Genomic DNA, 23851 nt, shown 5'->3' on the forward strand with positions numbered 1-23851 from the left:
GCTCATATCGGAGACCTCAATACCGGTGCTCTTCCTGTACTGGTAAGAGCCAAAGAGAATGAAGGACACCCAGACTATCACCAGAACCGTCAGCGCCGACAGATAAACGCGCAATCCAGGACGCGTAGATTCCGTCAATATATTAATCATTATCTTTTCTCGCGATCCCGGAAGGTTTCGGCATCGACCATATTGGGAGGCTTCTTTGGCACCAGGCTGTCTGGAAACGTACCGAATCTGTAGTACTCAAAGCTCGCTTTAATCAAGGCTTTCGACATTTCTTCGAATTTTGAAATATAATAAACATTCCTTTGAATAGTTTTGTAGACATTCGAATCAATCTTCCAGTCCGCAATCGCAATCAACAGGCTGCGCACAACCGGATCGTCGAGACTTCTGGCTTGTCCTATCGCCACATCCATTGCCGCCACACGACGGATATTGTTGGAATCACGCAAGATCGCCGAGTGATACGAGTTTCTGTCCCACGCCTTCTTGTCCTTCTTTTCAAGACGCTGGCGTACCTCATTCGGCGTCTCTGACCGTATGTACGCGGGCGCTCCGCCAGTCGAGAGCGTCACCGAATCAGTGTGATCTTCCGGGTCCGGTGACTGGCTGTTGAACCATTCCATGACCTTCCGATAACCGCCGTTGAAAACCTCCTGCGGCACATCCTGCATGGCGATTCCACGAATGGAGGCGGTCGCATTGGGATTGCCCAGCAAGGTATCGCGAGAAACGTAGTCCGGCTTATCCCAGCCAGCATGGGTGACGTCACCCTTGATGCCCTCGTCGCCGTACAGGTTCGGCGCATAAGGCGGCACGATGGCCTCCGCATTGATCAGCCGTTGCTCGATCTTGCGGCCGCTGCCCACGATGGTCCCGTCGTAATACTCGGGTGGTTGGCCTACGAATCGAGGTTCGCCAAGATAATCGGTTGTTTTTTTGCTCCAGAGCCGCTGATAGAAACGGTGGCTTTTCAGCGTCTCCATCGCCTTGAGCCGAGTGGTTGATTTTTGCGGCATCCCGAGGATTTTCTTTGTCCCCTGCCATGTCTCCTCGACAGTATCCGGCACCCCGTGCGTGCCAAGACCCTGGACATTCGGCAGGTCGACCGTCGTGTCGTCGGTACAGAAGTACAAATACACCTTGCCGCGATTGTCGCGCTCGGCAAACACGTGAGTGGAGCCGTCCTTGTCGAGGCGGGTTGCTTGCGTGGGAGTCCATCCTTTACCGGTGCGGCCGCCGTGCAATGGATTGCTCGACTCCAACTCACCGAGCGGCGGATTCGGATTGGGTGACGACGTGACTGCCTTGACGATGTTAATCAGCGTGTTGAGTTTGCCGCGCAACGTATAGGGCGTGGCGTCCGGCTGGACCAGTTGTGCCGCTATCGACTCGGTCAGGCTGTACGGCGTATCGACCATGATTACGCAATCCGCGCATCGCTCATGGTTCTCCGCCAGAAAAGCCTGCGCCAGCAGCGTGATCAAGGTGCCCTGGCTGTGCGCCATGATGCTGACCGTTTCGTTCGAATCGATTTTGCGGATTTCATGCACGAGCATCGCCAGGCGCCTGGCAGCCAGCGCGAAATAGCGCCGATGCGGACTGTTACCGCTGTACTGATAGTCGCTCATCATCATGCCGGCGAGCTGGTTCAGCGGGTTGTCCGTCCAGCCTGGATCGAACATCGCGGGGATGTTGGTGGTCGCATTGTTGAACATGCCACCGCCCTTCGCGAAGTGCTTGCTCAGGCGATTGCCGTGAATGTCCTGGTACTGCCCGCGCAGTGTCGACGGGTTCTTCTCGCCACCCTTGATTTCGTCCGGCGCGGCGCGATATCCCCAGTAAAATGGGATGAACATGCTATGGGTTTGCTTCGGCCCCTCCGTAATTTCAGTGCGCTGATACAGATACGCGTCGGGGTCGTATTTCGTGTCCTTCCACTGATCGAAATCCGGGTCTTTAGCGGTGTATTTCAGTGCTTTCCTGAAAGCGATACCATACTCCCCCGGCTTCAAATCCCTGCGGCAAAGACGCTCGTTGAGCCCCTCGCACAGGCCTAGCTCGATATGGTCATAATTCGCGCCGGGGTCGTTCACGCCGTGCAGAAAAATCACGACACCGGGCCTGTCGGCCGGCACTTCGATATTTTTGTAGCCGGGGCGGTTTGGCAGCGTGACACCTGTGCCCTGGGCGACGACATGATATCCATCAAACTGACTGCTAACGGCCATGGTTCGTCCTGTTGCCTGTTCAAAGCGGTCACGATCACGATCTTGACGATACGGATCGCGTCATCGTTCATCTGATCGGTCAATCCGTTTGCGTTACCGATGCGTTCCTTGACGCTGCCGTCGTCCAATGTGATGCGCGGCGACAGCAGCCGTTGGCGCAGTGTCGCCGGGGATGTGCGGCCGGAAGCACAGCTCCATCGGCAAGCGTTGATCGACTTTCTGTAGGACTGCAAAGTGGTTGGACCGCACGATTGAAGCGCGGCGAACAGTCGCTGGTGACTCCATTTGTGCCGACCGTGATGTCGTCCGCGCCGACCTTCAGTCGGTCGACTCGTTATATTCGTCTGAGAATATCAAAGTTACGTAACATCGTGCCGTCAGCCTACCAATTTATGACGCAATTTGACATTTACCTGAATATCGACCAACCCGAAGCGCCGTCCCGACCATCTGACCAGTGGCCCATAAAATAGGGAATTATCGTGCAGATTTGATCAAGGCCTTCATGGACCAGCCCATGTATTCGCCAGCGGTCGTTGCGCAGCCAGCCTCCGAAGGATCGTCGAGTCGCCAGTGGTGGCCTGGCTTCAATGCCTCGCTGGGCGGAAAAAGCCCGTCAGGGCAGGCAGCAGGCATGGCAAAGCAAGATAGGCCCGAAACCAACACTCCATCCAGCCCCTTCAGCGAAATAACCAGACGAAATACGCGCTGGATTGTTGTCGCCAGGAGAACACTGAATTCGCTTTATCAGTATTTACCCTGATGCCCCGAAGACCTAAAGTGTCGCCATGGGTCACGCCATCGCGCGGACCTCTAATAAAGAACTTGGAGGTTACAGTTATGAAGTCGATCATCAAGGCCGCAGTCGTTGCCGCCATCATCACCATTCCGGCGCTTTCGTTCGCCCAATCGCAAGAGCAGCCGGTCACGCGCGCGCAAGTTCGCGCCGAACTCTCCCAACTGCGCGCCGCGGGCTACGATCCGAGCGACTGGATGCACTACCCCGAAAACATTCAGGCTGCGGAAGCGAAGGTCGCTGCCGACAAGGCGAACACGGCCTACGGTCCGTCGACGACCGGCACGTCGCAATCCGGTCAGTAAACAGGCTTGAACGGGCGTAGCCGCGCAGTCGCGGTTGCGCCGCTGTGATTCAGGTGCCGTGGGCCCGGCCAGCAAAGGCTGCGCCGAAGCAAATCAGGCCCGCCACTCGAAAGAGCGGCGGGCCTGATCGTTTCTGCCGTTGATCGATTGGTGCCACGGCCGTCAGTGACGGCCACCTCCGCCGTGACCGCCGCCACGTCCACCACCTCCACCGGAGGGTCCCCACGGGCCGCCACGGCCTCTGCCGCCATGCCAGCCGCCTGAATCGCCGCCGCGGCCGCCCCCATGCCCGCCACCCGGATCGCCGCCGCGGCCGCCATCCGGTCGCCCCTGCCATCCGCTGTGGCCGCCGTCATACCAGCCGCGGCGGTCGTAGTCTCGATCGCGGTAATACCCGCCGCCACCGCCCCAAATGCCGATATTCACGCTGCCATACGCAGGCGTGGCATAGCCAGGCGCGTAGCCGGAATCGTAATAACCGGGTTGACCATAGCCGTAGTCGTAACCCGGTGCCACGCACCCCGCAAGCAGTGCAACGGCACCGGCCATCAGCGCATATTTGAGCATGGCGAAGCCTCCTTTCCGTTTGTAAGAAAAGAGCGCCAGTCTTAAGTTTTCGCTGAATTGTGAGCGTGGGTTACGAATGCGACGGCCCGGTCTGCCGATCCGGCAGCCAGCCGCATCATCGTTTGACCTTAGCTGCGGCGGCCGAGCGCGTCGTCGATCTTGCGGTCGGTCTTATATTGGCTGAGCGAATACACGGCCCAGATAGCGGCGGGAATCCAGCCGATCAACGTGATTTGCAGGATCAGGCAGATGATGCCCGAGATCGGCCGGCCAATCGTGAAGAACAGCAACCAGGGCAAAACGAGTGCAATCAGTAGACGCATCCTGGGACAAGCCTCACAAGTAAAAGAGTCAGTTGACGGGAGCGAATCGCGGTATGAGCGCGCCTTCGAATTCGACCAGTTCGAAGAAGACGGAAGCGGGCCGCGTCCAGATCGTGCCGTTCGCGGCCCGGTACACGATCATCGTGACCGTTGGATCGGATTCAAGCGTCGCCTCGCAAATCAGTTCGTAAATGCCACCCTTGTAGTGCCGATATCGCACCATTGCCTTTCCCTCATCGATCGCGCAAATCGATATTGCGCACCGCCGTAGTTTAGCAACGGTTCGCGGGTGGCTTCGAGGTCGCGTTCGTCTGCGCCGCCGTGCCGCAGATGAGCGCCACGCCCGCCACCGCCGTCGCGCGCACACCGCACGCGGCTCGCCGGCGCGCGCGCAGGGCGATGCTGTGCAAGAGCGCCGATGCCACGCGTGCCAGCATCGCCGGATCGGCATCCGCCGCCAGTTCGCCTTGCTGCACGGCGTGCCGCAGACGACGCTCGAAGGCCTTGTCGAACGCGCGCAGGCCAGTCGCGAGGCGCTCGCGTACCGCCGCGCCGGCCTCCGGCACGCGCGAGCGTGCGCGCATGCAGCAGTGGCTCGGCTTCATCGGCACGGAACTGCACAAGGGCGTGTTCGTGCCGCTGCTGGGCCAGGGCGTGGATGAAGCCGTGAAGCGCTACGCGCGCGACAAGGTGGACAAGCGCTTCGCACTGCTCGAAGCGCATCTTGCCGGGCGCGCGTATCTGCTCGATGCGTTCAGTGTCGCCGATGCCTATCTGGTCACCGTGCTCAACTGGGCCCCGTATGCGGGCATCGATCTCGCGCGCTGGCCCGCCGTTGCGGATTACGCGCGGCGCTTGCGCGAGCGCCCGGCCGTCGCGCGCGCCATGGCAGAAGAACTCGAGCTTTTCAGACGCGAACGCGAAAAGCAGCAGTAGCGGACGAGCTGGCGCGAGTTACGCTCGCGCGCCTCCGAGACGGGCCGCTATCGCTGCGTTGATGCAGCGTTTTCGCGGCGTCGTTGCGTCGGCGCGCGCCACGCGCTCAAGTCGCCAGATCGGCGAACACGGCCTTCAGGTCGCGGCCCGTGCGCAAGCGCGCCTGCCGGACCACCCGCTCCTCGATTTCGGCCAGGTGCGCACGCGCGGTGGCAAGCGCCGCCGCCTGATCGCCCGCCTCCAGCGCCGCGATGATCTGCGCGTGCTCGTCGGGCGCGCACGAAGTGGCCTTCGAAGGATCGAATAGCGCCTTGTAGAGCTCCGTGCGCGCAACGAGGGGCGCGAGCACCGCCACGAGCGCCGCGCCGCCCGCGAGCTCGGTCAGGATCAGATGGAACTGGCCCGCGAGGCGCACCGCCTCGTCCACGCGGTCCTCGTGCAGCGCCTTCTTCTCGCTGCGCACGTGCGCGGCGAGCTGGCGGCGCATGCCCGCGTCGAGTGCGCCGCACAGACTCACGACGACACCCGCCTCGATCACCTGACGCGCCCGGTACGTCGCGCGAATATCCTCCTCGGAGGGCGACGGCACGAAGGCGCCGCGATTGGGCTCGAGCTCGAGCTTGCCTTCGAAGCCGAGGCGCGCGAGCACCTTGCGCAGCGCGCCGCGCGTGCAGCCGAATGCGGCCGCGAGCTCACGCTCGACGAGCTGCTGGCCCGGCACAAGCTTGCCCTGCAGGAGCGCCGAGTTGATCGAGGCGTAGACGAGCGCTTCGACGTCGTCGGCGCTTTCGTCCGCGACGCGCGCCGCATTGGCGGCCATCGCGTCATCGATATGAGGGGGTTCACCCGTGCGGGCGGATCGTGTTGTCGATGCCATGAAAGAAGGCGGATACGAACGGAATCAGGCGGCATTGTAGCGACGCGCCCGCCCAGACAAAATATACGCAGCGCATGCACCCGCGTCATTTTCGCCCTATACCGGGAATAGCTGCAGCAACCATAATTGTTGACAATTACATTGTACAATGGTCAACCAAATATCGCTATTAAAGTTGACCGGATCAGCATGAGTTCCCCCTCCATCGATTCCCGCCAGTACGCCATGGCCGTATCGGCGCGTACGAGCGCGCTCGCCTGGTACGCCGCCATCGTCGCCATCGGCTTGAACCTGCGGCCGCTGCTCACCTCGATCAGCCCGCTCATGGCGACCATCCGCCAGGCCACCGGTCTCTCGTTCTATGGCGCCTCGCTGCTCACGAGTCTGCCGGTCGTCGCGATGGGGCTGGGCGCGTTCGGCACCGGCCTGCTCGCGCGGCGGCTGGGCGAGACGCGTGGCGTGGCGCTCGGCCTCGTCGCCATTGCAGCGGCTTGCGGCGCGCGCGCATTCGCGTCGACGGGCGGCGCGCTCATGCTCACGGCCACGGCGGCCGGCGCCGGCGTCGCGGCCATCCAGGCCCTGCTGCCCGCGGTGATGAAGCAGCGCTTCGCTCACCGCGTACCGCTCGCGATGGGGCTCTTTTCGGCATCGATCATGGGCGGCGGCGGCCTTGGCGCGAGCCTGAGCCCGCTGGCCGCGCGCCTTGGCGGCTCGTGGCACGCGGGGCTTGCCGTCTGGGCCTTGCCAGCGCTCGCCGCGCTCGCGCTGTGGATCTGGCTCAGCCGCAGCGCGCAGCAAGGCGCGCAGGCCCGGACGAGCGCGTCGGCAAGCAAGACGGCCGAAGCGGCCGGCGCGCCCCTGCATGTGCCGGTATGGCGCAAGCGCCGCGCATGGACGCTCGGCCTGCACTTCGGCCTCGTGAACGGCGGCTATACGAGCCTCGTGGCGTGGCTGCCCGCGTACTACCAGCAGCACGGCGCGAGCGTCGCGGCCAGCGGCTCGCTGCTCGCCGCCATGACGGTCTTCCAGGCCATCTGCGCGCTCCTGCTGCCGCTCGCGGCGGCCCGCTTCAAGGACCGCCGCCCCTGGCTCGTCGCCGGGCTGACCGCGCAGTTGATCGGCATCGTCGGCCTCACCGCCTGGCCCGAAGCCGCGCCGCTTCTGTGGGTGGCGTTCGCAGGCGCGGGACTCGGCGGCACCTTCTCGGTTTCGCTCGTGACCGCGCTCGATCACTCGGGCGATCACCGCATCGCAGCACGCCTCGTCGCGTTCGTGCAGGGGCTCGGCTTCGTGATCGCGGCGATCGCACCAGTCGTGGCCGGCCGCGTGCGCGACCTCACCGGCGGCTTCACCGGCGCGTGGATCATGCTCGCCATTTGCATCTCCTCGATGATCGTGCTCACGCTGGCTTTCTCGCCGCGCAGCTATGGCCACTGGCTCGGACGGCACGGCGCTACCGCCTCCGACGCCTGAGCCAGGGCCGGTTCACGCCCGGAACCGGCCCTGCGGCCCTTCGCACGCGGGTTGCCCCATCCGCGCAACATTGGCGCAACATCGGCACGATATGCTCCGTCAAACGTTTGCATTCACCGCTGTACGAATGTACAGTGCGTGCAGCCGACCCTCCGTGCCGCCCACTTGCCGTACCGGACCGCGCCGCCTTCAGGCAGGCGCGTCCGTCAGCCTCGCGCACTGCGCGAGGCCGGTGCAGCCAGGCGGGTCTGCTCACCGAAACGGAGATCACGACGTGCGATTCATTTTGACGGGGACCTTGCTGTGCGTCCTCGCATCCAGCGCACTCGCTGGGGAACACTACACCGAGGTCTGGAATCCACCGGAGGCACGCGTGCCCGCAGCACGCACGCAAGACGCCCATCCGGCCACGCCCGGGAAGAAGACCCACGCCCACCATGGCACGAAGCACAAGCTCACGACCGCCGGGCGCCTGGGCGCGCGCAAGGTGGCCGAGCCCGCGGTACGCGCTTCGGCAGCCACCGTGCCGATGCTGCCCACGGTGCCCAACGGCGCGGGCCACGGAAGCGCGAAGCCGAACCGCGACCGCACGCCCTACATCCCGCCGCAGATCGGCCCGGACGGCAACGTCCTGCAAGTGAGCTACGCGCCCCCCGCACCACCGGCACGCGGCGCGCAAAGCCCGTTCATGCCCGTGCCCACCGTCCCGGCCACCGCGCCGTCCATCTCGCGCACGCACTGAGCGCCGCCGTCTCCAGCCCAGACCAGAATCGCAAAAAAAAGCCCCGTCACCTTGCGGTGCGGGGCCGAATCCCATGTCAAGGAGATGCTCATGGAGGAGACGGTTTCATCGTAGCCGCGCCCCTCGGGCCGACCAACCAATGCTTTCAGCTATGCATATGGCGCGTTGCACGCACAACCGACCCTGCCCCGTATGCATATCCTTAGAACAAAAAGTCGTTTCGCGCGGGCCGGCGCGCTCACTAAGATGACAGTTCAGGCTTCGGTCAGACTAAAACGAGGCTATAGCCAGGCCAACCAGGCGCGAACAAGGCGTTAGCCGGGCTTCACCCGCGCCAGCCCGGAGTCGGGCACCGGGAGCGAAATCACGCGTTGCCGCGCGTCGCCGAAGGCCCGTACCGAGCCCCACCGCATATCCGAGGAGCACCCCTTGAGCATTACCGATTCCAGACACCGCCCGCTCGTGGTCGGCATTGGCGGCACGACGCGCGAAGCGTCGTCGACCGAGCGCGCACTCGCCTTCGCGCTGCGCGGCGCGGAGCAGGCCGGCGCGCGCACGCGGCTGTTCGGCGGCACCTTCTTGCACAGCCTGCCTCACTACGCGCCCGAAAGCGGCACGCTCACCGACGCCCAGCGCGAGCTGATCGAAGCTGTGCGCGCCGCGGACGCCGTCATCATCGGGACGCCCGGCTATCACGGCGGCGTCTCGGGCCTCGTGAAGAATGCGCTCGACACGCTCGAAGAGTTGCGCGCCGACGCGCGCCCGTATCTCGACGGCCGCGCCGTGGGCTGCATCGTCACCGCCTATGGCTGGCAGGCCGCCGGCTCGGTGCTCACCTCGCTGCGCTCGATCGTGCACGCGCTGCGCGGCTGGCCGACGCCATTCGGCGCCGGCATCAACACGCTCGAGACGCGCTTCGAGAGCGCGCATCAATGCTCGGATGCGAAAGTCGTCGATCAGCTCTTCACCGTCGGCCAGCAGGCCGCGCAGTTCGCGCTCGCGTTCGACGCGCAGCGCGCCGCCTCTCAGGCTGGCGACGCGCGCGCAATCGCGGCCGGCGCCGGCGCGGCGCGCAATGAGGATCGACTCAGCCTCGCCGTTTGAAGCGGCATTCGGAACGTTGTCCGCGTGCTCCGCGCACGCGCGGTTCCATCCCTGACTTGCGTTGCACCATGGGCTGCTGACCCGGGCGCCATCCCGGTGCAGGCCTCCCCAATGCGAGGCGCGCCAGGCGTGCCCTGGCGTGCCTCGCGTACATGTTGCGCGCCGCTTCCCCCTCTGCTGCGCACGCGCTGCGCGCGCTTGCGCACACAGGCACGCGCGTTGCGTCATCCAGCACACAGACGCTTCGCGCCGCGCGATCCACATTGAAGGCAAACCGTAATCTCGCCTCATCCTGATCATTCTGCTGACCGTTCCAGGCCACCCGTGATTTGCTTGCGACGAATGATTGGTTCCACCCGCGCGCGGCAGCCCCTACGCTTCATTCGTACCGGGAAACGAGCAACGAGGCGCCCATGCGTAATACGCACAAGAGCAGGACGCACCAGCAGGATGCAGAGGCCATGAACGCACCTATCCGCTATAAAGGCTACGAAGTCGCGCCAAGCGCACAGCAGCTTCCGAACGGCCTGTACGCCGCCAATCTCACGATCGGCACGCTGTCGGCCGCGCCGGCGCCGTCACAGCCCGCGACGGGCACTCCATCGAACGACGCGTCGGACGCGCTGCGAAGCGCCGCGCGCGGCGCGCTTGTCTCGTTCGACGCGCTCGACTACTTTTTCGACGAACGCCACGCGCTCGCCTACGCCTGCCGCTGGGCGCGCATGTGGATCGACGAACAGCGCCGCTGCGCGTGACGCCGCCGCCATCCTTACAGTTGTGACAGAATAGGAGTCAAATCACCGTCCTCTTTCACGCTCAATGGCCGACACCCTGACGCATCCAGCCGAAGGCGCAAGCGTTGACGAAAGCGCCCTCGCCGACCAGGACGCCGCACTGCGGCACTGGACGCACGACACGCCAGGACCCATCAGGATCGGATCGGACGAACATCGGACGATGTTCTGCCGGATGCTGCTGGACACGCACGATCCCTACCGCCCCGCCGTGCTCGACTGGCCGAAGCTCGAGCCCGACGCGCTGCGGCGCCTGACTTCGCTGCCGATCTGGGACATCGCCGTGCAGACCGAGGGCCGCGCGTCGATCCGCGTGAAAACCTATGCGGCCACGGTGACCGATCCGCTCTTGCGCGCCGCCATCGACATGGACGGCGACGAAGAAGCGCGCCACAAGGTCGTGCTCTCGCATCTCGTCGAGGCCTACGGCATCGCACTCGCCCCCGAGCCCAGCTACCCGCCGCCGAAACATCCGGCATGGGCGTGGATGTTCACGGGTTACAGCGAGTGCGTCGACAGCTTCTTCGCCTTTGGCCTGTTCCGCTCCGCGCAGCGCTCGGGCTTTTTCCCCGCCGGGCTCGTCGAGACCTTCGAACCCGTGATCCAGGAAGAAGCGCGCCATATCCTCTTCTTCGTGAACTGGGTCGCGTGGTATCGCAAGAATCTGCCCTGGTGGCGCCGGCCGTGGCACTCGCTGCGCGTCGCGGCAATCTGGATCAAACTGGTGTGGGACCGCATGGCGATCGCGCGCGGCATCGACGCCGACGGCGTCGCGCACGACTCGAACTTCCTGCCCGCCAACCGCGAAGTGCTGGGCGACTCGCTCAAGCCGCGCGAAATGATCGAGTTGTGCCTGAGCGAAGACGAGGCGCGCATGCGGGGCTACGATTCGCGCCTGTTGCGCCCGACGCTCGTGCCCACGCTCGCCCGCATCGCGCTGCGCTTCATGAAGAAGTAGCGCGCGCACCGGAGCACCCGGCGCGGGCGCATCGCGAGCCTCGCCTCCACGGCCGCACGAGAAGGAGATTGCATGACCTGGACTGTCGACCAGCAACTGGCGCTGACCGCGACGCAAGCCGTCGAGGCCATCCGCGCGGGGCAGCTCAAAGCCGCCGATTACGTCGCCACCTTGCTCGCGCGCGCGCAGGCGCTGGAGAACCTCAACGCGCTCACGACGCTCGATGTGGAAGGCGCGCTGGCCGCCGCGCGGCGCATCGACACGCTCGGCACGAACGAGCGCGCGCATCTGCCGCTCGCGGGCCTGCCCGTGGTCGTGAAGGACAACATCAACACGCGCGGCCTGCAGACCTCCGCGGGCACACCCGCGCTCGAAGGCTTCGTCCCCGCGCGCCATGCGCCTTCGGTGCAGCGGCTCGTGGATGCCGGCGCGATCCTGCTCGGCAAGGCCAATATGCACGAGCTCGCGTTCGGCATCACGAGCACGAATCTCGCGCCGCACGCGGGCCCCGTGCGTAACCCCTGGGACCCCGAACGAATTCCCGGCGGCTCGTCGGGCGGCACGGCCGCCGCCATCGCGGCGCGCATCGTGCCTGCGGGCCTCGGCACCGACACCGGCGGCTCCACGCGCATACCGGCCGCGCTGTGCGGCATTGTCGGCTTGCGCCCGAGCGTGGGCGACGGCGGCACCCAGCGCCGCTACCACGACCCGCAGGCCGTCGTGCCGCTCACCCATACACGCGACACCGTCGGGCCGATGGCGCGCACCGTGGCCGACACCGCGCTCATCGACGGCGTGATCACCGGGCACGGCCCGCTCGCCCAGGCCGCCGTGACGAACCTGCGCGTGGGCTTGCCCGCGCCGTTCTGGGCGGACCTCGAGGCCGCGACCGAGCGTGTGGCCCGCGCGGCGCTCGCGAAACTCGAGGCGGCCGGCGTCACGCTCGTGCCCGTGGAAATGAGCGAAGTCTTCGCGCTCAATGAGCGCGTGAGCGTGGCCATCGCGCTGCACGAGCCGATCGAGGACCTGCAGGCGTGGCTCGTCGCGAATCCCACCCACGCACGGACCGTGGCGGACGTGGTGGCGCGCATCGCGAGCCCGGACGTGCGTGCGGGTTACGACGACATCCTCGCAGATACGCGCGGCAGCGACTACCAGACGGCGATGACCCTATGGCGGCCGCGGCTGCAGCAGCTCTATGCGCAGACCTTCGCCGCCAGCGGCCTTGACGCGCTGCTCTTTCCGACGACGCGCCTCGCGGCGGTGAAGATCGACGGGGTGAACGGATCGTCGAGCGTGTCGATCGATGGCGGCGCACCGATCGACGAACTGGAGGCGTATCTGCGCAACACCGATCCCGCGAGCAACGCGGGCATCCCGGGCCTCGCGCTGCCCGCGGGGCTGATCGATGGACGGCTGCCGGTCGGCCTCGAGCTCGACGGGCCGACCGGCAGCGACCGCAGGCTGCTCGCGATCGGGCTCGCGTTCGAGGAGATTTTGGGGACATTGCCGGCGCCGGAAATTTGACGGGGTAACATGCTTTGGCGCGGCGTCGCGCACTATTCGAAGAACCTGGAGACGAACAATGAAGCTTTCGAAGCTCTTCCTTACCGGCGTACTGGCCGTATCGGCTTTTAGCCTGACCGCCGTTGCCGCTCATGCGGAAGACCTGCTGGACAGCGTCAAGCAGGCCGGGGTGCTCAAGATCGGCCTGGAAGGCACGTATCCGCCCTTCGACTCCCGCAACAGCCAGGGTGAGCTCGTGGGCTTCGACGTCGACGTCGCGAAAGCGGTGGCCGCCAAGCTGGGCGTGAAACCCGAGTTCATTCCCACCGAGTGGAGCGGCATCATCGCGGCACTGCAGGCCGGGAAATTCGATGTGATCGTCAATCAGGTGACCATCACGCCGCAGCGTCAGCAGGCGCTCGATTTCAGCCAGCCCTATACCTATTCCGCCGCCCAGTTGATCCAGCGCGCCGACGACAGACGCGAGTTCAAGTCGCTCGACGAGTTCAAGGGCGACAAGAAGCTCGGCGTGACGCTCGGGACGAACTATGACCAGATGGCGCGCGCCGTGCAGGGCATCAACGTGCAGACCTACCCGGGGGCGCCCGAAAAGCTGCGCGATCTGGCGGCGAAGCGCATCGACGCGACGATCGACGACCGCTTGATGCTGCCATACATCATCAAGACTTCACAGCTGCCGCTGCGCCCGGGCGCGGTGCTCCAGGGCGCCAATCAGGAAATGGGCATTCCGTTCCGCAAGGGCAATCCCAAGTTCGAGAAGGCGATCAACGATGCGCTGACTTCGTTGAAGCAGGACGGGACGCTGAAGAAGATCTCGGAGCATTGGTTCGGGACCGATGTGACGGTGCCGATCGCGCAGTGATCTTTGAGAGCTTTTACTCGCGCACGTCGGCTGGGTAAGTGGTCGGCGTGCGTGCCAGAGATGAATGTGATCGACCTATCCATAAGGATTACGAAGAAAGATAGCCACTACCGATAGAAAACATAGTCCGCAAGATAAGGCGAGCTGCCAACCTGGTGTTCTGTCGAACACGGCGCGGGAGGCATCAGCCCGCCGACAGTATGTACACGCTGTACATACCGGATTGCCGACAGCGTACCGGCACCGCCCGCGCCATGCGTTTCAAGCAAGAGTTGCGGGATGCTTGCCGACGTTTCACTGGGCCGTTGCGCAATCACATGCCCCACAATCCGGCTGCCATCCTCGGCCTCCCATGAAGGCCCTGCGCCGTGCCGAACCACCGCGTGACCGCTCGGATCGAACAGCGTTGCTTGCGGGCTCTTGAACACCCAACCCAAACGATGCTGCGCGTCGAACTCACACGAATAGTTCTGCACGCCCGACGCGTTCAGCGTCATCACGCGTTCTGCCTGCGGTGGATCGATCGATGCGGCGGCAGGGCCCGCAGGCGGCATCGCACACGCCCCCAGCATCGATACAACGGCAGCCGCCAAGCCTGCTTGCAAAGCATTTCTGAGCATGGTTTTCACCCCGGCGAAATGAAGCACGACCCAAAGCGTTGACCGATCAGCCAACTCGCCCATCGACTCCGCTAGCGGTGATAGTACGCGCACTCTTCCTTGCGGCCCCGTTCCTTGCACCTTATGACGTCGCGGACTACCGGCAATAACTGCGCGGCGCCAAATGCCAGTTCGACGACGAGGAAAGGCACAATCAGCGGCGTAGCACCGTGATAGAGCGCGACACCCTCCCATAAAGCGAAGAGCACGCGCGCAACGCCATCGAACAAGCCGTGTGCAGGCACGGTGCGCCAGAGACGAACGGCGGCCCAGACAAGCACGACGGAGCCCAGCAAGTTGGCAAATAGCGTATGCACTGGGTCGAACGGCGGCACTGGGGTCGTGCTCATCGCCGCAGCCGTATCGAGCATGGCGCGAGCATTCGCGCGGCGGCGAATCCCGAACTGGAATTGTCGAAGCTGCTGAGCGCAAAGCTGAAGGTAGTCGAGTCGCGTATTGCCGAGTTCGAAGCCCTTCGTCAGGAAATTGCTTCCCGAATTGGCCAGACGTGTCCGCTGCGGGCTTGACTGAAAGTGGCCGCACGCGGCCAGACGAGGCCTGGCGATCCCCACGTCTCTCCCCCATGCGTCAATTCCACGCACCCACCCATCCGCCGCCCGCCCCAGCCCGCCGTTCCCACCTCACACCGCATCTGCATCAACCCGCCCCGGCCCGATTGGCCACCCAATCCCTTTCATCGCCGTTACAATGAGAACCGTTCTCATTTCAAGACGGCAAGAATCCCCATGCGGTTGACCGACCTGACCAAGGGCGCCACTGCCTACGTCGAGCGCGTCGATGACGCCTCGGCCCGCGACCCCATCGCCCAGCGTCTGCGCGATCTCGGCTTCGTCCCCGGCGAGCCCGTGCGCGTCGTCGCGCGCGCGCCGTGGGGCGCCGATCCGCTGCTCGTGCAGATCGGCTCGACGCGCTTCGCGCTGCGACGCGCGGAGGCGCAGCGCGTGAGCGTGAGCCTGAACGTCGACGCGGGAGCCGCCGCATGAGTCAGGCACCGCTGCGCATCGCCCTCGTTGGCAATCCCAATTGCGGCAAGACCGCGCTCTTCAATCTGCTCACGGGCGCGCGCCAGAAGGTGGCGAACTATGCGGGCGTGACTGTCGAGCGCAAGGAAGGCCGCTTTGCCACGCCCACGGGCCGTCACATCCAGGTGCTCGATCTGCCCGGCGCCTACAGTTTCGATTCGGCCAGCCCCGACGAGCGCGTCACTCACGACGTGCTGCTCGGCCGCTATCCGGGCGAGGCGGCGCCCGACCTGATCGTCTGCGTCGCCGACGCCACCAACCTGCGCCTGCATCTGCGCTTCGTGCTCGAGGTCAAGCGCATGGGCCGTCCGGTCGTGCTCGCGCTCAACATGATGGACGCCGCGAAACGCCGGGGCATTCAGGTGAACGTCGCCACGCTCTCGCGCGAGCTCGGCATGCCCGTAGTCGAGACCGTGGCCGTGCGGCGCGGGGGTGCCCAGGCGCTCATCGAGCTGATCGACCGCGCAGGCACCGATGCGTCGCCCGCTTCGCATGAAGGCAGCACGAGCCAGAACCACGACGCCGACCTGCACGCCACCGTGCGCCGCATCCTCGCCGACGCCGTGACCATGCCGCGCGCCACCGACGCGCGCGACGACGCCATCGACCGCTTCGCGCTGCATCCGGTATTAGGCCCGCTGATTCTCGCGGTGGTGATGTTCCTCGTGTTCCAGGCCGTTTACTCGCTCGGCAAGCCGCTCACCGACGCCATCGGCGACGCCTTCGGCTGGCTCGGCGGCGTCGTGGGCGCGGCGCTGCCCGACGGCCCGCTGCGCAGCCTCGTCACCGACGCGCTCTTCGGCGGCGTAGGCACCGTGCTCGGCTTTCTGCCCGAGATTCTCGTGCTGTTCTTCTTCATCCTCGTGCTGGAGGAGTCGGGCTATCTGCCGCGCGCGGCCTTCCTGCTCGACCGCATGATGGTTTCGGTCGGCTTGACGGGCCGCTCGTTCATTCCGCTCCTGTCGAGCTTCGCCTGCGCGATTCCCGGCGTGATGGGCACGCGCAGCATCTCCGATCCGCGCGACCGGCTCGCCACGATACTCGTCGCGCCGCTCATGACGTGCTCGGCGCGCCTGCCCGTCTACGCACTGCTGATCGGCGCGTTCATTCCGCACCGGCTGATCTTCGGCGTATTCAATCTGCAGGGGCTCGTGCTGTTCGCGCTCTACGCGGCCGGCATCGTGGGCGCCATGGCCGTGGGCTGGGTGATGAAGAAGCTGCGCCGCGACCGTGGCGAGCACGCGCTGCTGATGGAATTGCCGTCGTACCGCCTGCCGCGCGCGCGCGACGTCGCAATCGGCTTGTGGGAGCGCGGCTCGATCTTCCTGAAGCGCCTCACCGGCATCATCCTCGCGCTGACCGTGCTGATGTGGTTCATCTCCACGTTCCCCTCGCCGCCCGATGGCGCGACGCAGCCGGCCATCGACTACACGATCGCGGGCTATCTCGGCCGCGCGCTGCAATGGCCGTTCGCGCCGCTCGGCTTCAACTGGCAGATGAGCCTCGCGCTGATTCCCGCGTTCGCCGCGCGCGAAACGGCGGTGGCCGCGCTCGCGACGGTCTATTCGGTGGCGAGCGGCGATGGCGACATCGTCGCGCTCGGCCACACGCTCGTGCAGAATTTTTCGCTGGCCAGCGCGCTTTCGCTGATGGCATGGTTCGCGTTTGCGCCGCAGTGCATGTCGACGCTCGCCGTGATCCGCCGCGAGACGCGTTCGTGGCGCGCCGTGGTGATCTCGTTCAGCTATATGTTCGTGGTGGCCTACGCGGCCTCGTTCATCACGTACCAGATCGCGAGCCGCTTCTTATGAGCACGAGTCTCGTTCTTCAATATGCGCTCATCGCGCTGCTCGTAGCCGCAAGCCTGTGGACGGCGCTGCGCAAGCTTGCGCCCACCACGACCGCGCGCTGGCAAGCCGCCGCCGCGGCTGCGCTGCTGCGGCCGCAGCGAGGCGCATTCGCACAACGCCTGGGCCGCTTCGTGCAGCCGAAAGGCGCCACGGGCCATTGCGGCGACGGCTGCGGCACGTGCGGAACCTGCGGGCCGGCCGATGCGCCTGTCGATGCCCGCGCCGATGCCTCCTCGCGCGAGCAGCCCGTTACGTTCCACCCGCGCCATAAATAAGCGCGTCACCTTGTTTCGGCTACACTCGCGGCAGCAAGGCCAGCCCGTGCGAGCGCGCCGTGTGCAAGAGCGCGGCGAAACGCATCGCGCGGTCCGTTCCCGATTTGCCCGACTCTCCCGTTTAGCGCCGATGCCTCACGTCCCCACTTTTGCCGCCCATCGCAAGTCTGCCTTTGCAGCGCTATGCGTTTCGCTCATTGCAGCGTTCGGTGCCACCGGCTGCGTGCGCCTCTCCACGCTCGACGCAAACGGGCTCTGGAAAGTCGTTGGCGAACAATGCGTGGCGAACGCGCGCGACAGGGGCGACCCCGGCCCGTGCACGACGGTGGACTTCCAGAAGCGCTATGCGGTGCTCAAGGACATCAACGGACGCGCGCAGTATCTGCTGATTCCCACCGACCGCGTATCGGGCATCGAAAGCGCCGAGATACTCTACGGCGGTTCGCCCGAATATTGGGTAGGCGCATGGGCCGCGGGCCGCTACGTGGACGCCAAACTGAAAACGACGCTCGCGCCCACCCAGCTCGGCCTCGAAATCAACTCGTCGCAACAGCGCTCGCAGGACCAGTTGCATATCCACGTCGATTGCATGCGTAACGACATTGTCGATGCGCTCGCGCCGTATCGTCGCGACACACCCGGCACGTGGCGCTGGACGACGCTGGACGGCAAGCGCTACCGCGTCACGCGCGTGACGCGTCTCGACGACGGCGGCAACCCGTTCCGCGTGGTCGCACGCGACCTGAGTGCGCAGCAAAGCATGGCTGTGCAGACGATCCTCGTGACCGGTGCCGGCCCCGACACCGCGCGCGACGGCTGGCTCGTCGTCAATAGCGGTCTCGACGTGGAAGGCGGCACGGGCACCGCCGAAGGCCTGCTCGATCATTCGTGCGCGCTCGCTCGCGCGCAATAACGCGGCGCGCGACGCTCATACGGCATCGTCTTCGCGTGCCAGGCGCGCCAGCCAGCGGCGAATCACCTGCTCTTCGGCGGGCGTGAAGCCTTCGGTCATCTGCGCCTCGAGCTTCTTGACGCGCGCGCGGCACTGCTTGAGCAGCGTCTCGCCTGCGCCGCTCACCTCGATCTGCTGAATGCGTCCGTGCACCGGATGCGGCCGGCGCTCGATCGCGCCGCTGCGCTCGAGGTTGGCGACGATCACGCTGACCGTCTGCGGCGTGAGCACCGCGAGCCGGGCGAGATCGGCTCCGGAGATGCCGGGATAAGCCGCGAGCATCGTCAACACCACGAATTGAGGCGGTGTGATCGCGAGGTCGGCCAGCGCGCGCTCCATGCGCAAGCGCTGCGCCGCGCCCGCCTGGCGCAGCAGATAGCCCATATGGCCGGCCTCGCCGCGCTTGCCCTCGCCCGGTGCAGGAATGAGCGGGTTGCGCTCGCCGTCGTGCTTCGGCGCAGATGTCACAGTCTTGCGCATGATGTCAGAGTTCGAATATGATATTCGTGCTCTGATATTATCCTGTCACCGACGCGAGGTCCAGTCATGTCCAGCCCATCCTCCCGCATCAGCTACGAAACTTTCAGGCGCGACGCCGCGCAGGTGGCCGCCGCGCTTACGGCCATGAGCAAGGCCGTCGACGAGTCGGGGCTCGAAAAGCCGCTCACTGAATTGCTGAAGATCCGCGCGTCGCAAATCAATGGCTGCGCGTTCTGCATTCAGTTCCACCTGAATATCGCGCGTGAGAAGCATGTGCCGCGTGCAAAGCTCGATCTGGTGGCGGCGTGGCATGAGGCGCCCGCGCTCTATACCGAGCGCGAGCAGGCCGCGCTGGCTTACACGGAAGCGCTCACGTCGAAGCTGCACGAGGGTGTGAGCGACGCGTTATACCAGAAGGTGGAAGAGCAGTTCCCCGGTGCGCAGCTGGCGTTTCTGACTGCCGCCATTGCCAACATCAACGCATGGAACCGGATTGCTGTGGCGTTGCAATTTGCGCCGCCGGTTAAGGAAGAAGCGTAAAAAAATGGCGTTTCGCTCTCGCGAAACGCCCCAGGGTAAAACTCTCAGGTCTTCACTCTCAGATCATCACTCGGCTTCCAGCATCAGCAGTTGGGCACCGTCGGCGACCTGGTCGCCCACGCCATAGAGCACCTCGGTCACCTTGCCCGCCGCTGGCGCGCCGATGGTGTGCTCCATCTTCATCGCCTCCATCACGATCAGCGGTGCGCCCTTTTCCACCAACGCGCCCGGCTCCACGAGCACCGCGATCACCTTGCCCGGCATCGGCGCCGTGAGGCGGCCTTCGCCGTGCTCCGCGTCCGCCGCGTGCGCAAGCAGGTTCTGCCATTCGAACACCATGGCCGTGCCAAGGCAGAACACGTGGAAGACATCACCGTCGATGAACACACGGCCCGTCACGCGCCTGTCGCCTATCGTCACGCCGTATTCGTCGGTGCCTTCGCCGCGCCACCACGTGTAGCGCGCTTCCTCGCCCGCCAACGATAGCGTCTGTGCACCGCCGTCCTGCGTGAATGCCGTCGTGTACGCCGCATCGCTTTCGACATCGCGCCATTCGAAGGTCTGCGCAAAGCCGCCATTGAGCCGCCAATGCGCGAGCGCCTGCCACGGCGATGCGCCCTGCCCCAAGCCGCCCTCGCGCGCGATCAGCGCCGCGCAAGCCAGCGCGAGCACCTCGCGCAGCGGTTTGTTCTGCGGCGCGAACAGCGCGTCGTTGTGACGTTCGATCAGGCCCGTGTCGAGATCGGCGCTCGCGAACGGCTCGCAGGTCACGAGCCGATGCAGGAACTCCACGTTCGTATGCGGACCGACGACTTCGCATTCCTCGAGCGCCCGGCGCATGCGCGCGAGCGCATCGTCGCGCGTCGCGCCATGCACGATGAGCTTGGCGATCATCGGGTCATAGAACGGCGTGATCGTGTCGCCCTCGCGCACGCCGCTGTCGATGCGCACGCTCGCGCGCTCGCCCGCGTCGCCAATCCTGAACTCGACGCCCGCGGGCATGCGCAGATGCTTGAGCGTGCCCGTCGAAGGCAGAAAGCCGCGCGCCGGATTCTCGGCGTAGATACGCGCCTCGAGCGCATGACCCGTCACCGTGAGTTGCGACTGCTGGAGCGGCAGCGGCTCGCCCGCCGCCACGCGCAACTGCCATTCGACGAGATCGAGGCCCGTGACCATTTCCGTCACCGGGTGCTCGACTTGCAGGCGCGTGTTCATCTCCATGAAGTAGAAGTCCGCGCCGGTCATGATGAACTCGACGGTGCCCGCGCCCTCGTAGTTCACCGCGCGCGCCGCGGCCACCGCCGCTTCACCCATTGCGCGCCGCACGCTCTCATCGAGGCCCGGCGCGGGCGCTTCTTCGAGCACCTTCTGGTGACGGCGCTGCACAGAGCAATCGCGGTCGAACAGATACACGGCGCCGCCGTGCTTGTCCGCGAACACCTGCACTTCCACGTGGCGCGGGCGCGTGAGGTATTTCTCGATCAGCACGCGGTCGTTGCCGAAGCTGCTCGCGGCCTCGCGCTTGCACGAAGCGAGCGCCGCCGCGAAGTCCTCGCTGCGCTCGACCACGCGCATGCCCTTGCCGCCGCCGCCCGCGCTCGCCTTGAGCAGCACGGGATAGCCCATCGCGTCGGCTTCGCGCTGGAGCAGCGCGGGGTCCTGGTCGTCGCCGTGGTAGCCCGGTACGAGCGGCACGGCTGCTGCATGCATGAGCGCCTTGGCCGCGGCCTTCGAGCCCATCGCGGCGATCGCCTCGACCGGCGGTCCGATGAAGACGATGCCGGCCTCTTCGCACGCACGGCCGAAATCTTCGTTTTCCGAAAGGAACCCGTAGCCAGGGTGAATCGCCTGTGCGCCGGTCGCCTTCGCGGCGGCAATGATGCGCTCGATGCGCAGATAGCTCTGCGCTGCGCCAGCCTCGCCGATATGCACGGCCTCGTCGCACGCGGCAACGTGCTTGGCGTTTGCATCGGCATCCGAATAAACGGCCACGCTCTTGATGCCGAGGCGTCGGCAAGTCGCCGCGACCCGGCAGGCAATCTCGCCGCGGTTGGCGATCAGAATCTTGTTGAACATAGGAAGTCTCGCAATCGTTCTGGTGCGCCTGTCATTCACGCCGGATCACGCCAGCGTGGCGTGCGCTTCTCGAGGAACGACGACACGCCGTCGCGTCCCTCCTCGCTCGCGCGGATGCGCGCAATCCGCACGGCCGTGTCTTCGATCAGCGCGTCGTCGATCGTCTCGCCCGCGATGTCCTGCACGAGCTGCTTGCACTCGCGCACCGCGTTCGGGCTGTTAGCGCAGAGCGTGTCGGCGATGCGCTCGACGGTGGCGTCGAGCTCGGCCGCGCTCACCGCTTCGCTCACGAGGCCGAGGCGCAGCGCCGTCGCGCAGTCGAATGCCTCCGCCGTCACGAAATAGCGGCGCGAAGCCTGCTCGCCGAGCGCGCGGATCACATAGGGCGCAATGGTCGCCGGCATCAGCCCGAGGCGAGCCTCGGAGAGGCAGAAGTGCACCGTCTCCACGGCCACGACGATATCGGCCGCGCACACGAGGCCCATGCCGCCCGCGTAGGCGTCGCCATGCACGCGCGCGATCACGGGCTTCGGGCAGCGATAGACGGCTGAGAGCATGCGCGCGAGACGCAGTGCGTCGGCGCGGTTCTCCTCGTCGGAGTAGCCGGCCATCTTGCGCATCCAGTTCAGGTCCGCGCCCGCGCAGAAAGCCTTGCCGTTGCCCGCGAGCACGATGGCGCGCACGTCGTCGCGCGCGCCGAGCGCGGTGAAGGCCGCGTTCAGGTCGGCGATCATCGTCTCGTTGAACGCGTTGCGCACGTCGGGGCGATTGAGCGTGACGGTCGCGACATGGCCGGTCACCTCGACCAGCAGCGTTTCGTATTGCATCGTCATGTTCTCTTCTCCGCGCGCGCTTACATGCGGAACACGCCGAAGCGCGTGTCTTCGATCGGCGCGTTCATCGTGGCCGAAAGACCGAGGCCGAGCACGTCGCGCGTCTGGGCCGGATCGATCACGCCGTCGTCCCACAGGCGCGCGCTCGCATAGTACGGGTGACCCTGGAGTTCGTACTGGTCGCGGATCGGCTGCTTGAATGCCTCTTCCTCTTCCGCGCTCCACGTGCCGCCCTTCGCCTCGATACCGTCGCGGCGCACCGTGGCGAGCACGGAGGCGGCCTGCTCGCCACCCATCACCGAGATGCGCGCATTCGGCCACATCCAGAGGAAGCGCGGCGAGTACGCGCGGCCGCACATGCCGTAGTTGCCCGCGCCGAACGAGCCGCCGATGATGACCGTGAACTTCGGCACCTTCGCCGTGGCCACCGCCGTCACCATCTTTGCGCCGTTACGCGCGATGCCTTCGTTCTCGTACTTGCGGCCCACCATGAAGCCCGTGATGTTCTGCAGGAACACGAGCGGAATCTTGCGCTGGCAGCACAGCTCGATGAAGTGCGTGCCCTTGAGCGCCGACTCGGAAAAGAGAATGCCGTTGTTCGCGATGATCCCGACCGGATGGCCCCAGATGTGCGCGAAGCCCGTGACGAGCGTGGTGCCGTAGCGCGCCTTGAATTCGTCGAAGGCCGAGTCGTCGACGATGCGCGCGATCACTTCACGCACGTCGAAGGGCTTGCGCGTGTCGACGGGAATCACGCCGTAGACGCTCTTGGCGTCGTAGCGCGGCGGCAGCGGCTCGCGCATCACGACGGGCGGCGTCTTCGTGCGATTGAGATTGCCGACGATCGAACGCGCGATGGAAAGTGCATGCGCATCGTTCTGCGCGAGGTGATCGGCCACACCAGAAAGACGCGTATGCACGTCGCCGCCGCCGAGGTCTTCGGCGCTCACTTCTTCGCCGGTGGCGGCCTTCACGAGCGGCGGGCCGCCCAGGAAAATCGTGCCCTGGTTCTTCACGATGATCGACTCGTCGCTCATCGCCGGCACGTAGGCGCCGCCTGCCGTGCACGAGCCCATCACCACAGCGATCTGCGGGATGTCCTGCGACGAGAGATTCGCCTGGTTGTAGAAGATGCGGCCGAAGTGGTCGCGATCGGGGAATACGTCGTCCTGGTTCGGCAGGTTCGCGCCGCCCGAGTCGACCAGATACACGCAAGGCAGGTTGTTTTCCTGCGCAATTTCCTGCGCGCGCACGTGCTTCTTCACGGTGACGGGATAGTACGTGCCGCCCTTCACGGTCGCGTCGTTGCAGACGATCACGCACTCCTGGCCCGCAATGCGCCCGATGCCCGTGATGATGCCCGCGCCCGGCGCGTCATCGTTATACATGCCGTAGGCCGCGAGCTGCGAAAGCTCGAGAAACGGCGTGCCCGGGTCGAGCAGTTGCGCGATGCGCTCGCGCGGCAGCAGCTTGCCGCGCGAGACGTGCTTGTCGCGCGCAGCCTCGCCGCCGCCGAGCGACAGCTTCTGGATCTTCTCGCGCAGGTCCGCCACCAGCACTTCGAGCGCGGCGGCGTTCGTCTTGAAGTCGTCCGAGCGCGGGTTGAGTTTCGATTCGATGATCGGCATCTCGTGTTTCCTCA

26 protein-coding genes are annotated in these 23851 nt (G+C 65.5%); 14 read left to right on the top strand and 12 right to left on the bottom strand.

What is annotated here, in order from left to right; all coding sequences use genetic code 11:
- Positions 1-149: 149 nt before the first annotated feature.
- Positions 150-2237 carry a T6SS effector phospholipase Tle3 domain-containing protein gene (locus tag BO1_RS30025; RefSeq protein WP_028220714.1) on the bottom strand — a complete coding sequence of 696 codons (2088 nt, stop codon included), beginning with the start codon at positions 2235-2237 and terminating at the stop codon, positions 150-152.
- Between the two features lie 840 nt (positions 2238-3077).
- On the opposite strand from BO1_RS30025, the gene BO1_RS53355 reads away from it, so the two are divergent.
- On the top strand, positions 3078-3338 hold the full coding sequence (locus BO1_RS53355) for a DUF4148 domain-containing protein (RefSeq protein ID WP_043287210.1): 261 nt from the start codon (positions 3078-3080) through the stop codon (positions 3336-3338).
- A 162-nt stretch (positions 3339-3500) separates the two neighbouring features.
- On the opposite strand, the gene BO1_RS58090 is transcribed toward BO1_RS53355, so the two are convergent.
- The 4 genes from BO1_RS58090 to BO1_RS53360 all read right to left on the bottom strand — a co-directional run bounded on the left by BO1_RS58090 (position 3501) and on the right by BO1_RS53360 (position 4812).
- A complete protein-coding gene (locus BO1_RS58090) occupies positions 3501-3905 on the bottom strand; it encodes a hypothetical protein (RefSeq protein WP_084688275.1) in 405 nt (134 codons plus the stop codon).
- Between the two features lie 128 nt (positions 3906-4033).
- Positions 4034-4228: a YqaE/Pmp3 family membrane protein gene (locus BO1_RS30045; RefSeq protein ID WP_028220716.1), complete on the bottom strand. Its 195-nt coding sequence runs from the start codon at positions 4226-4228 to the stop codon at positions 4034-4036.
- Positions 4229-4256: 28 nt separating this feature from the next.
- A complete protein-coding gene (locus BO1_RS30050; RefSeq protein ID WP_028220717.1) occupies positions 4257-4451 on the bottom strand; it encodes a DUF1653 domain-containing protein in 195 nt (64 codons plus the stop codon).
- A gap of 49 nt (positions 4452-4500) precedes the next feature.
- Complete coding sequence (locus BO1_RS53360) at positions 4501-4812, bottom strand: TetR family transcriptional regulator C-terminal domain-containing protein (protein ID WP_052409656.1); 312 nt, start codon at positions 4810-4812, stop codon at positions 4501-4503.
- Between BO1_RS53360 and BO1_RS53365 the strand changes: the two genes are divergently transcribed.
- On the top strand, positions 4811-5164 hold the full coding sequence (locus tag BO1_RS53365; protein ID WP_052409657.1) for a glutathione binding-like protein: 354 nt from the start codon (positions 4811-4813) through the stop codon (positions 5162-5164). The genes BO1_RS53360 and BO1_RS53365 overlap by 2 nt on opposite strands.
- A 106-nt stretch (positions 5165-5270) precedes the next feature.
- Here BO1_RS53365 and BO1_RS30060 read toward each other — a convergent pair whose 3' ends face one another.
- Positions 5271-5984, bottom strand: a complete 714-nt coding sequence (locus BO1_RS30060) for a GntR family transcriptional regulator (RefSeq protein ID WP_028220719.1) — start codon at positions 5982-5984, stop codon at positions 5271-5273.
- A 246-nt stretch (positions 5985-6230) separates the two neighbouring features.
- Between BO1_RS30060 and BO1_RS30070 the strand changes: the two genes are divergently transcribed.
- The 7 genes from BO1_RS30070 to BO1_RS30105 all read left to right on the top strand — a co-directional run bounded on the left by BO1_RS30070 (position 6231) and on the right by BO1_RS30105 (position 13501).
- Positions 6231-7514, top strand: a complete 1284-nt coding sequence (locus tag BO1_RS30070) for a cyanate transporter (RefSeq protein ID WP_052409658.1) — start codon at positions 6231-6233, stop codon at positions 7512-7514.
- Positions 7515-7788: 274 nt separating this feature from the next.
- Entirely contained in the window at positions 7789-8256 is a 468-nt protein-coding gene (locus BO1_RS53370; RefSeq protein WP_156992465.1) for a hypothetical protein, read from the top strand.
- Positions 8257-8685: 429 nt separating this feature from the next.
- On the top strand, positions 8686-9360 hold the full coding sequence (locus BO1_RS30085; protein WP_028220721.1) for an NADPH-dependent FMN reductase: 675 nt from the start codon (positions 8686-8688) through the stop codon (positions 9358-9360).
- Between the two features lie 461 nt (positions 9361-9821).
- Positions 9822-10115 (top strand): hypothetical protein, encoded by a 294-nt coding sequence (locus BO1_RS30090; protein WP_028220722.1) that lies wholly within the window; start codon positions 9822-9824, stop codon positions 10113-10115.
- A 64-nt stretch (positions 10116-10179) separates the two neighbouring features.
- On the top strand, positions 10180-11112 hold the full coding sequence (locus tag BO1_RS30095; RefSeq protein ID WP_028220723.1) for a hypothetical protein: 933 nt from the start codon (positions 10180-10182) through the stop codon (positions 11110-11112).
- Positions 11113-11184: 72 nt separating this feature from the next.
- Complete coding sequence (gene iaaH / locus BO1_RS30100; protein ID WP_028220724.1) at positions 11185-12639, top strand: indoleacetamide hydrolase; 1455 nt, start codon at positions 11185-11187, stop codon at positions 12637-12639.
- 58 nt (positions 12640-12697) lie between these two features.
- On the top strand, positions 12698-13501 hold the full coding sequence (locus BO1_RS30105) for a transporter substrate-binding domain-containing protein (RefSeq protein WP_028220725.1): 804 nt from the start codon (positions 12698-12700) through the stop codon (positions 13499-13501).
- A 107-nt stretch (positions 13502-13608) separates the two neighbouring features.
- On the opposite strand, the gene BO1_RS30110 is transcribed toward BO1_RS30105, so the two are convergent.
- Both BO1_RS30110 and BO1_RS59570 read right to left on the bottom strand, forming a co-directional pair.
- Positions 13609-14121 (bottom strand): DUF3455 domain-containing protein, encoded by a 513-nt coding sequence (locus BO1_RS30110; RefSeq protein WP_043287237.1) that lies wholly within the window; start codon positions 14119-14121, stop codon positions 13609-13611.
- A gap of 71 nt (positions 14122-14192) precedes the next feature.
- The gene (locus tag BO1_RS59570; RefSeq protein ID WP_156992466.1) at positions 14193-14732 is read right to left on the bottom strand and encodes a hypothetical protein; all 540 of its coding nucleotides are present in this window, start codon (positions 14730-14732) and stop codon (positions 14193-14195) included.
- 174 nt (positions 14733-14906) lie between these two features.
- On the opposite strand from BO1_RS59570, the gene BO1_RS30120 reads away from it, so the two are divergent.
- The 4 genes from BO1_RS30120 to BO1_RS30135 all read left to right on the top strand — a co-directional run bounded on the left by BO1_RS30120 (position 14907) and on the right by BO1_RS30135 (position 18241).
- Entirely contained in the window at positions 14907-15164 is a 258-nt protein-coding gene (locus tag BO1_RS30120; protein WP_028220727.1) for a FeoA family protein, read from the top strand.
- Positions 15161-17014, top strand: coding sequence for a ferrous iron transporter B (gene feoB, locus BO1_RS30125; protein WP_028220728.1), 1854 nt, complete (start codon positions 15161-15163; stop codon positions 17012-17014). Before BO1_RS30120 ends, feoB begins: the two co-directional genes overlap by 4 nt.
- Entirely contained in the window at positions 17011-17328 is a 318-nt protein-coding gene (locus BO1_RS30130) for a DUF6587 family protein (RefSeq protein WP_028220729.1), read from the top strand. The genes feoB and BO1_RS30130 overlap by 4 nt, the downstream gene beginning before the upstream one ends.
- 130 nt (positions 17329-17458) lie before the next feature.
- Entirely contained in the window at positions 17459-18241 is a 783-nt protein-coding gene (locus tag BO1_RS30135) for a CDP-diacylglycerol diphosphatase (protein ID WP_028220730.1), read from the top strand.
- A gap of 15 nt (positions 18242-18256) precedes the next feature.
- Here BO1_RS30135 and BO1_RS30140 read toward each other — a convergent pair whose 3' ends face one another.
- Entirely contained in the window at positions 18257-18760 is a 504-nt protein-coding gene (locus BO1_RS30140; RefSeq protein ID WP_028220731.1) for a MarR family winged helix-turn-helix transcriptional regulator, read from the bottom strand.
- A gap of 66 nt (positions 18761-18826) precedes the next feature.
- Between BO1_RS30140 and BO1_RS30145 the strand changes: the two genes are divergently transcribed.
- On the top strand, positions 18827-19300 hold the full coding sequence (locus BO1_RS30145; protein WP_028220732.1) for a carboxymuconolactone decarboxylase family protein: 474 nt from the start codon (positions 18827-18829) through the stop codon (positions 19298-19300).
- Between the two features lie 66 nt (positions 19301-19366).
- On the opposite strand, the gene BO1_RS30150 is transcribed toward BO1_RS30145, so the two are convergent.
- Genes BO1_RS30150 through BO1_RS30160 form a run of 3 tightly spaced genes read right to left on the bottom strand, consistent with a single transcriptional unit; the run spans position 19367 to position 23837 of the window.
- Positions 19367-21376, bottom strand: coding sequence for an acetyl/propionyl/methylcrotonyl-CoA carboxylase subunit alpha (locus BO1_RS30150; RefSeq protein WP_028220733.1), 2010 nt, complete (start codon positions 21374-21376; stop codon positions 19367-19369).
- A gap of 35 nt (positions 21377-21411) precedes the next feature.
- Entirely contained in the window at positions 21412-22203 is a 792-nt protein-coding gene (locus BO1_RS30155) for an enoyl-CoA hydratase/isomerase family protein (protein ID WP_028220734.1), read from the bottom strand.
- A 26-nt stretch (positions 22204-22229) separates the two neighbouring features.
- The gene (locus tag BO1_RS30160) at positions 22230-23837 is read right to left on the bottom strand and encodes a carboxyl transferase domain-containing protein (RefSeq protein ID WP_028220735.1); all 1608 of its coding nucleotides are present in this window, start codon (positions 23835-23837) and stop codon (positions 22230-22232) included.
- Positions 23838-23851 lie beyond the last annotated feature (14 nt).

Source organism: Paraburkholderia oxyphila NBRC 105797, from assembly GCF_000685075.1.
Lineage (GTDB): Bacteria > Pseudomonadota > Gammaproteobacteria > Burkholderiales > Burkholderiaceae > Paraburkholderia > Paraburkholderia oxyphila.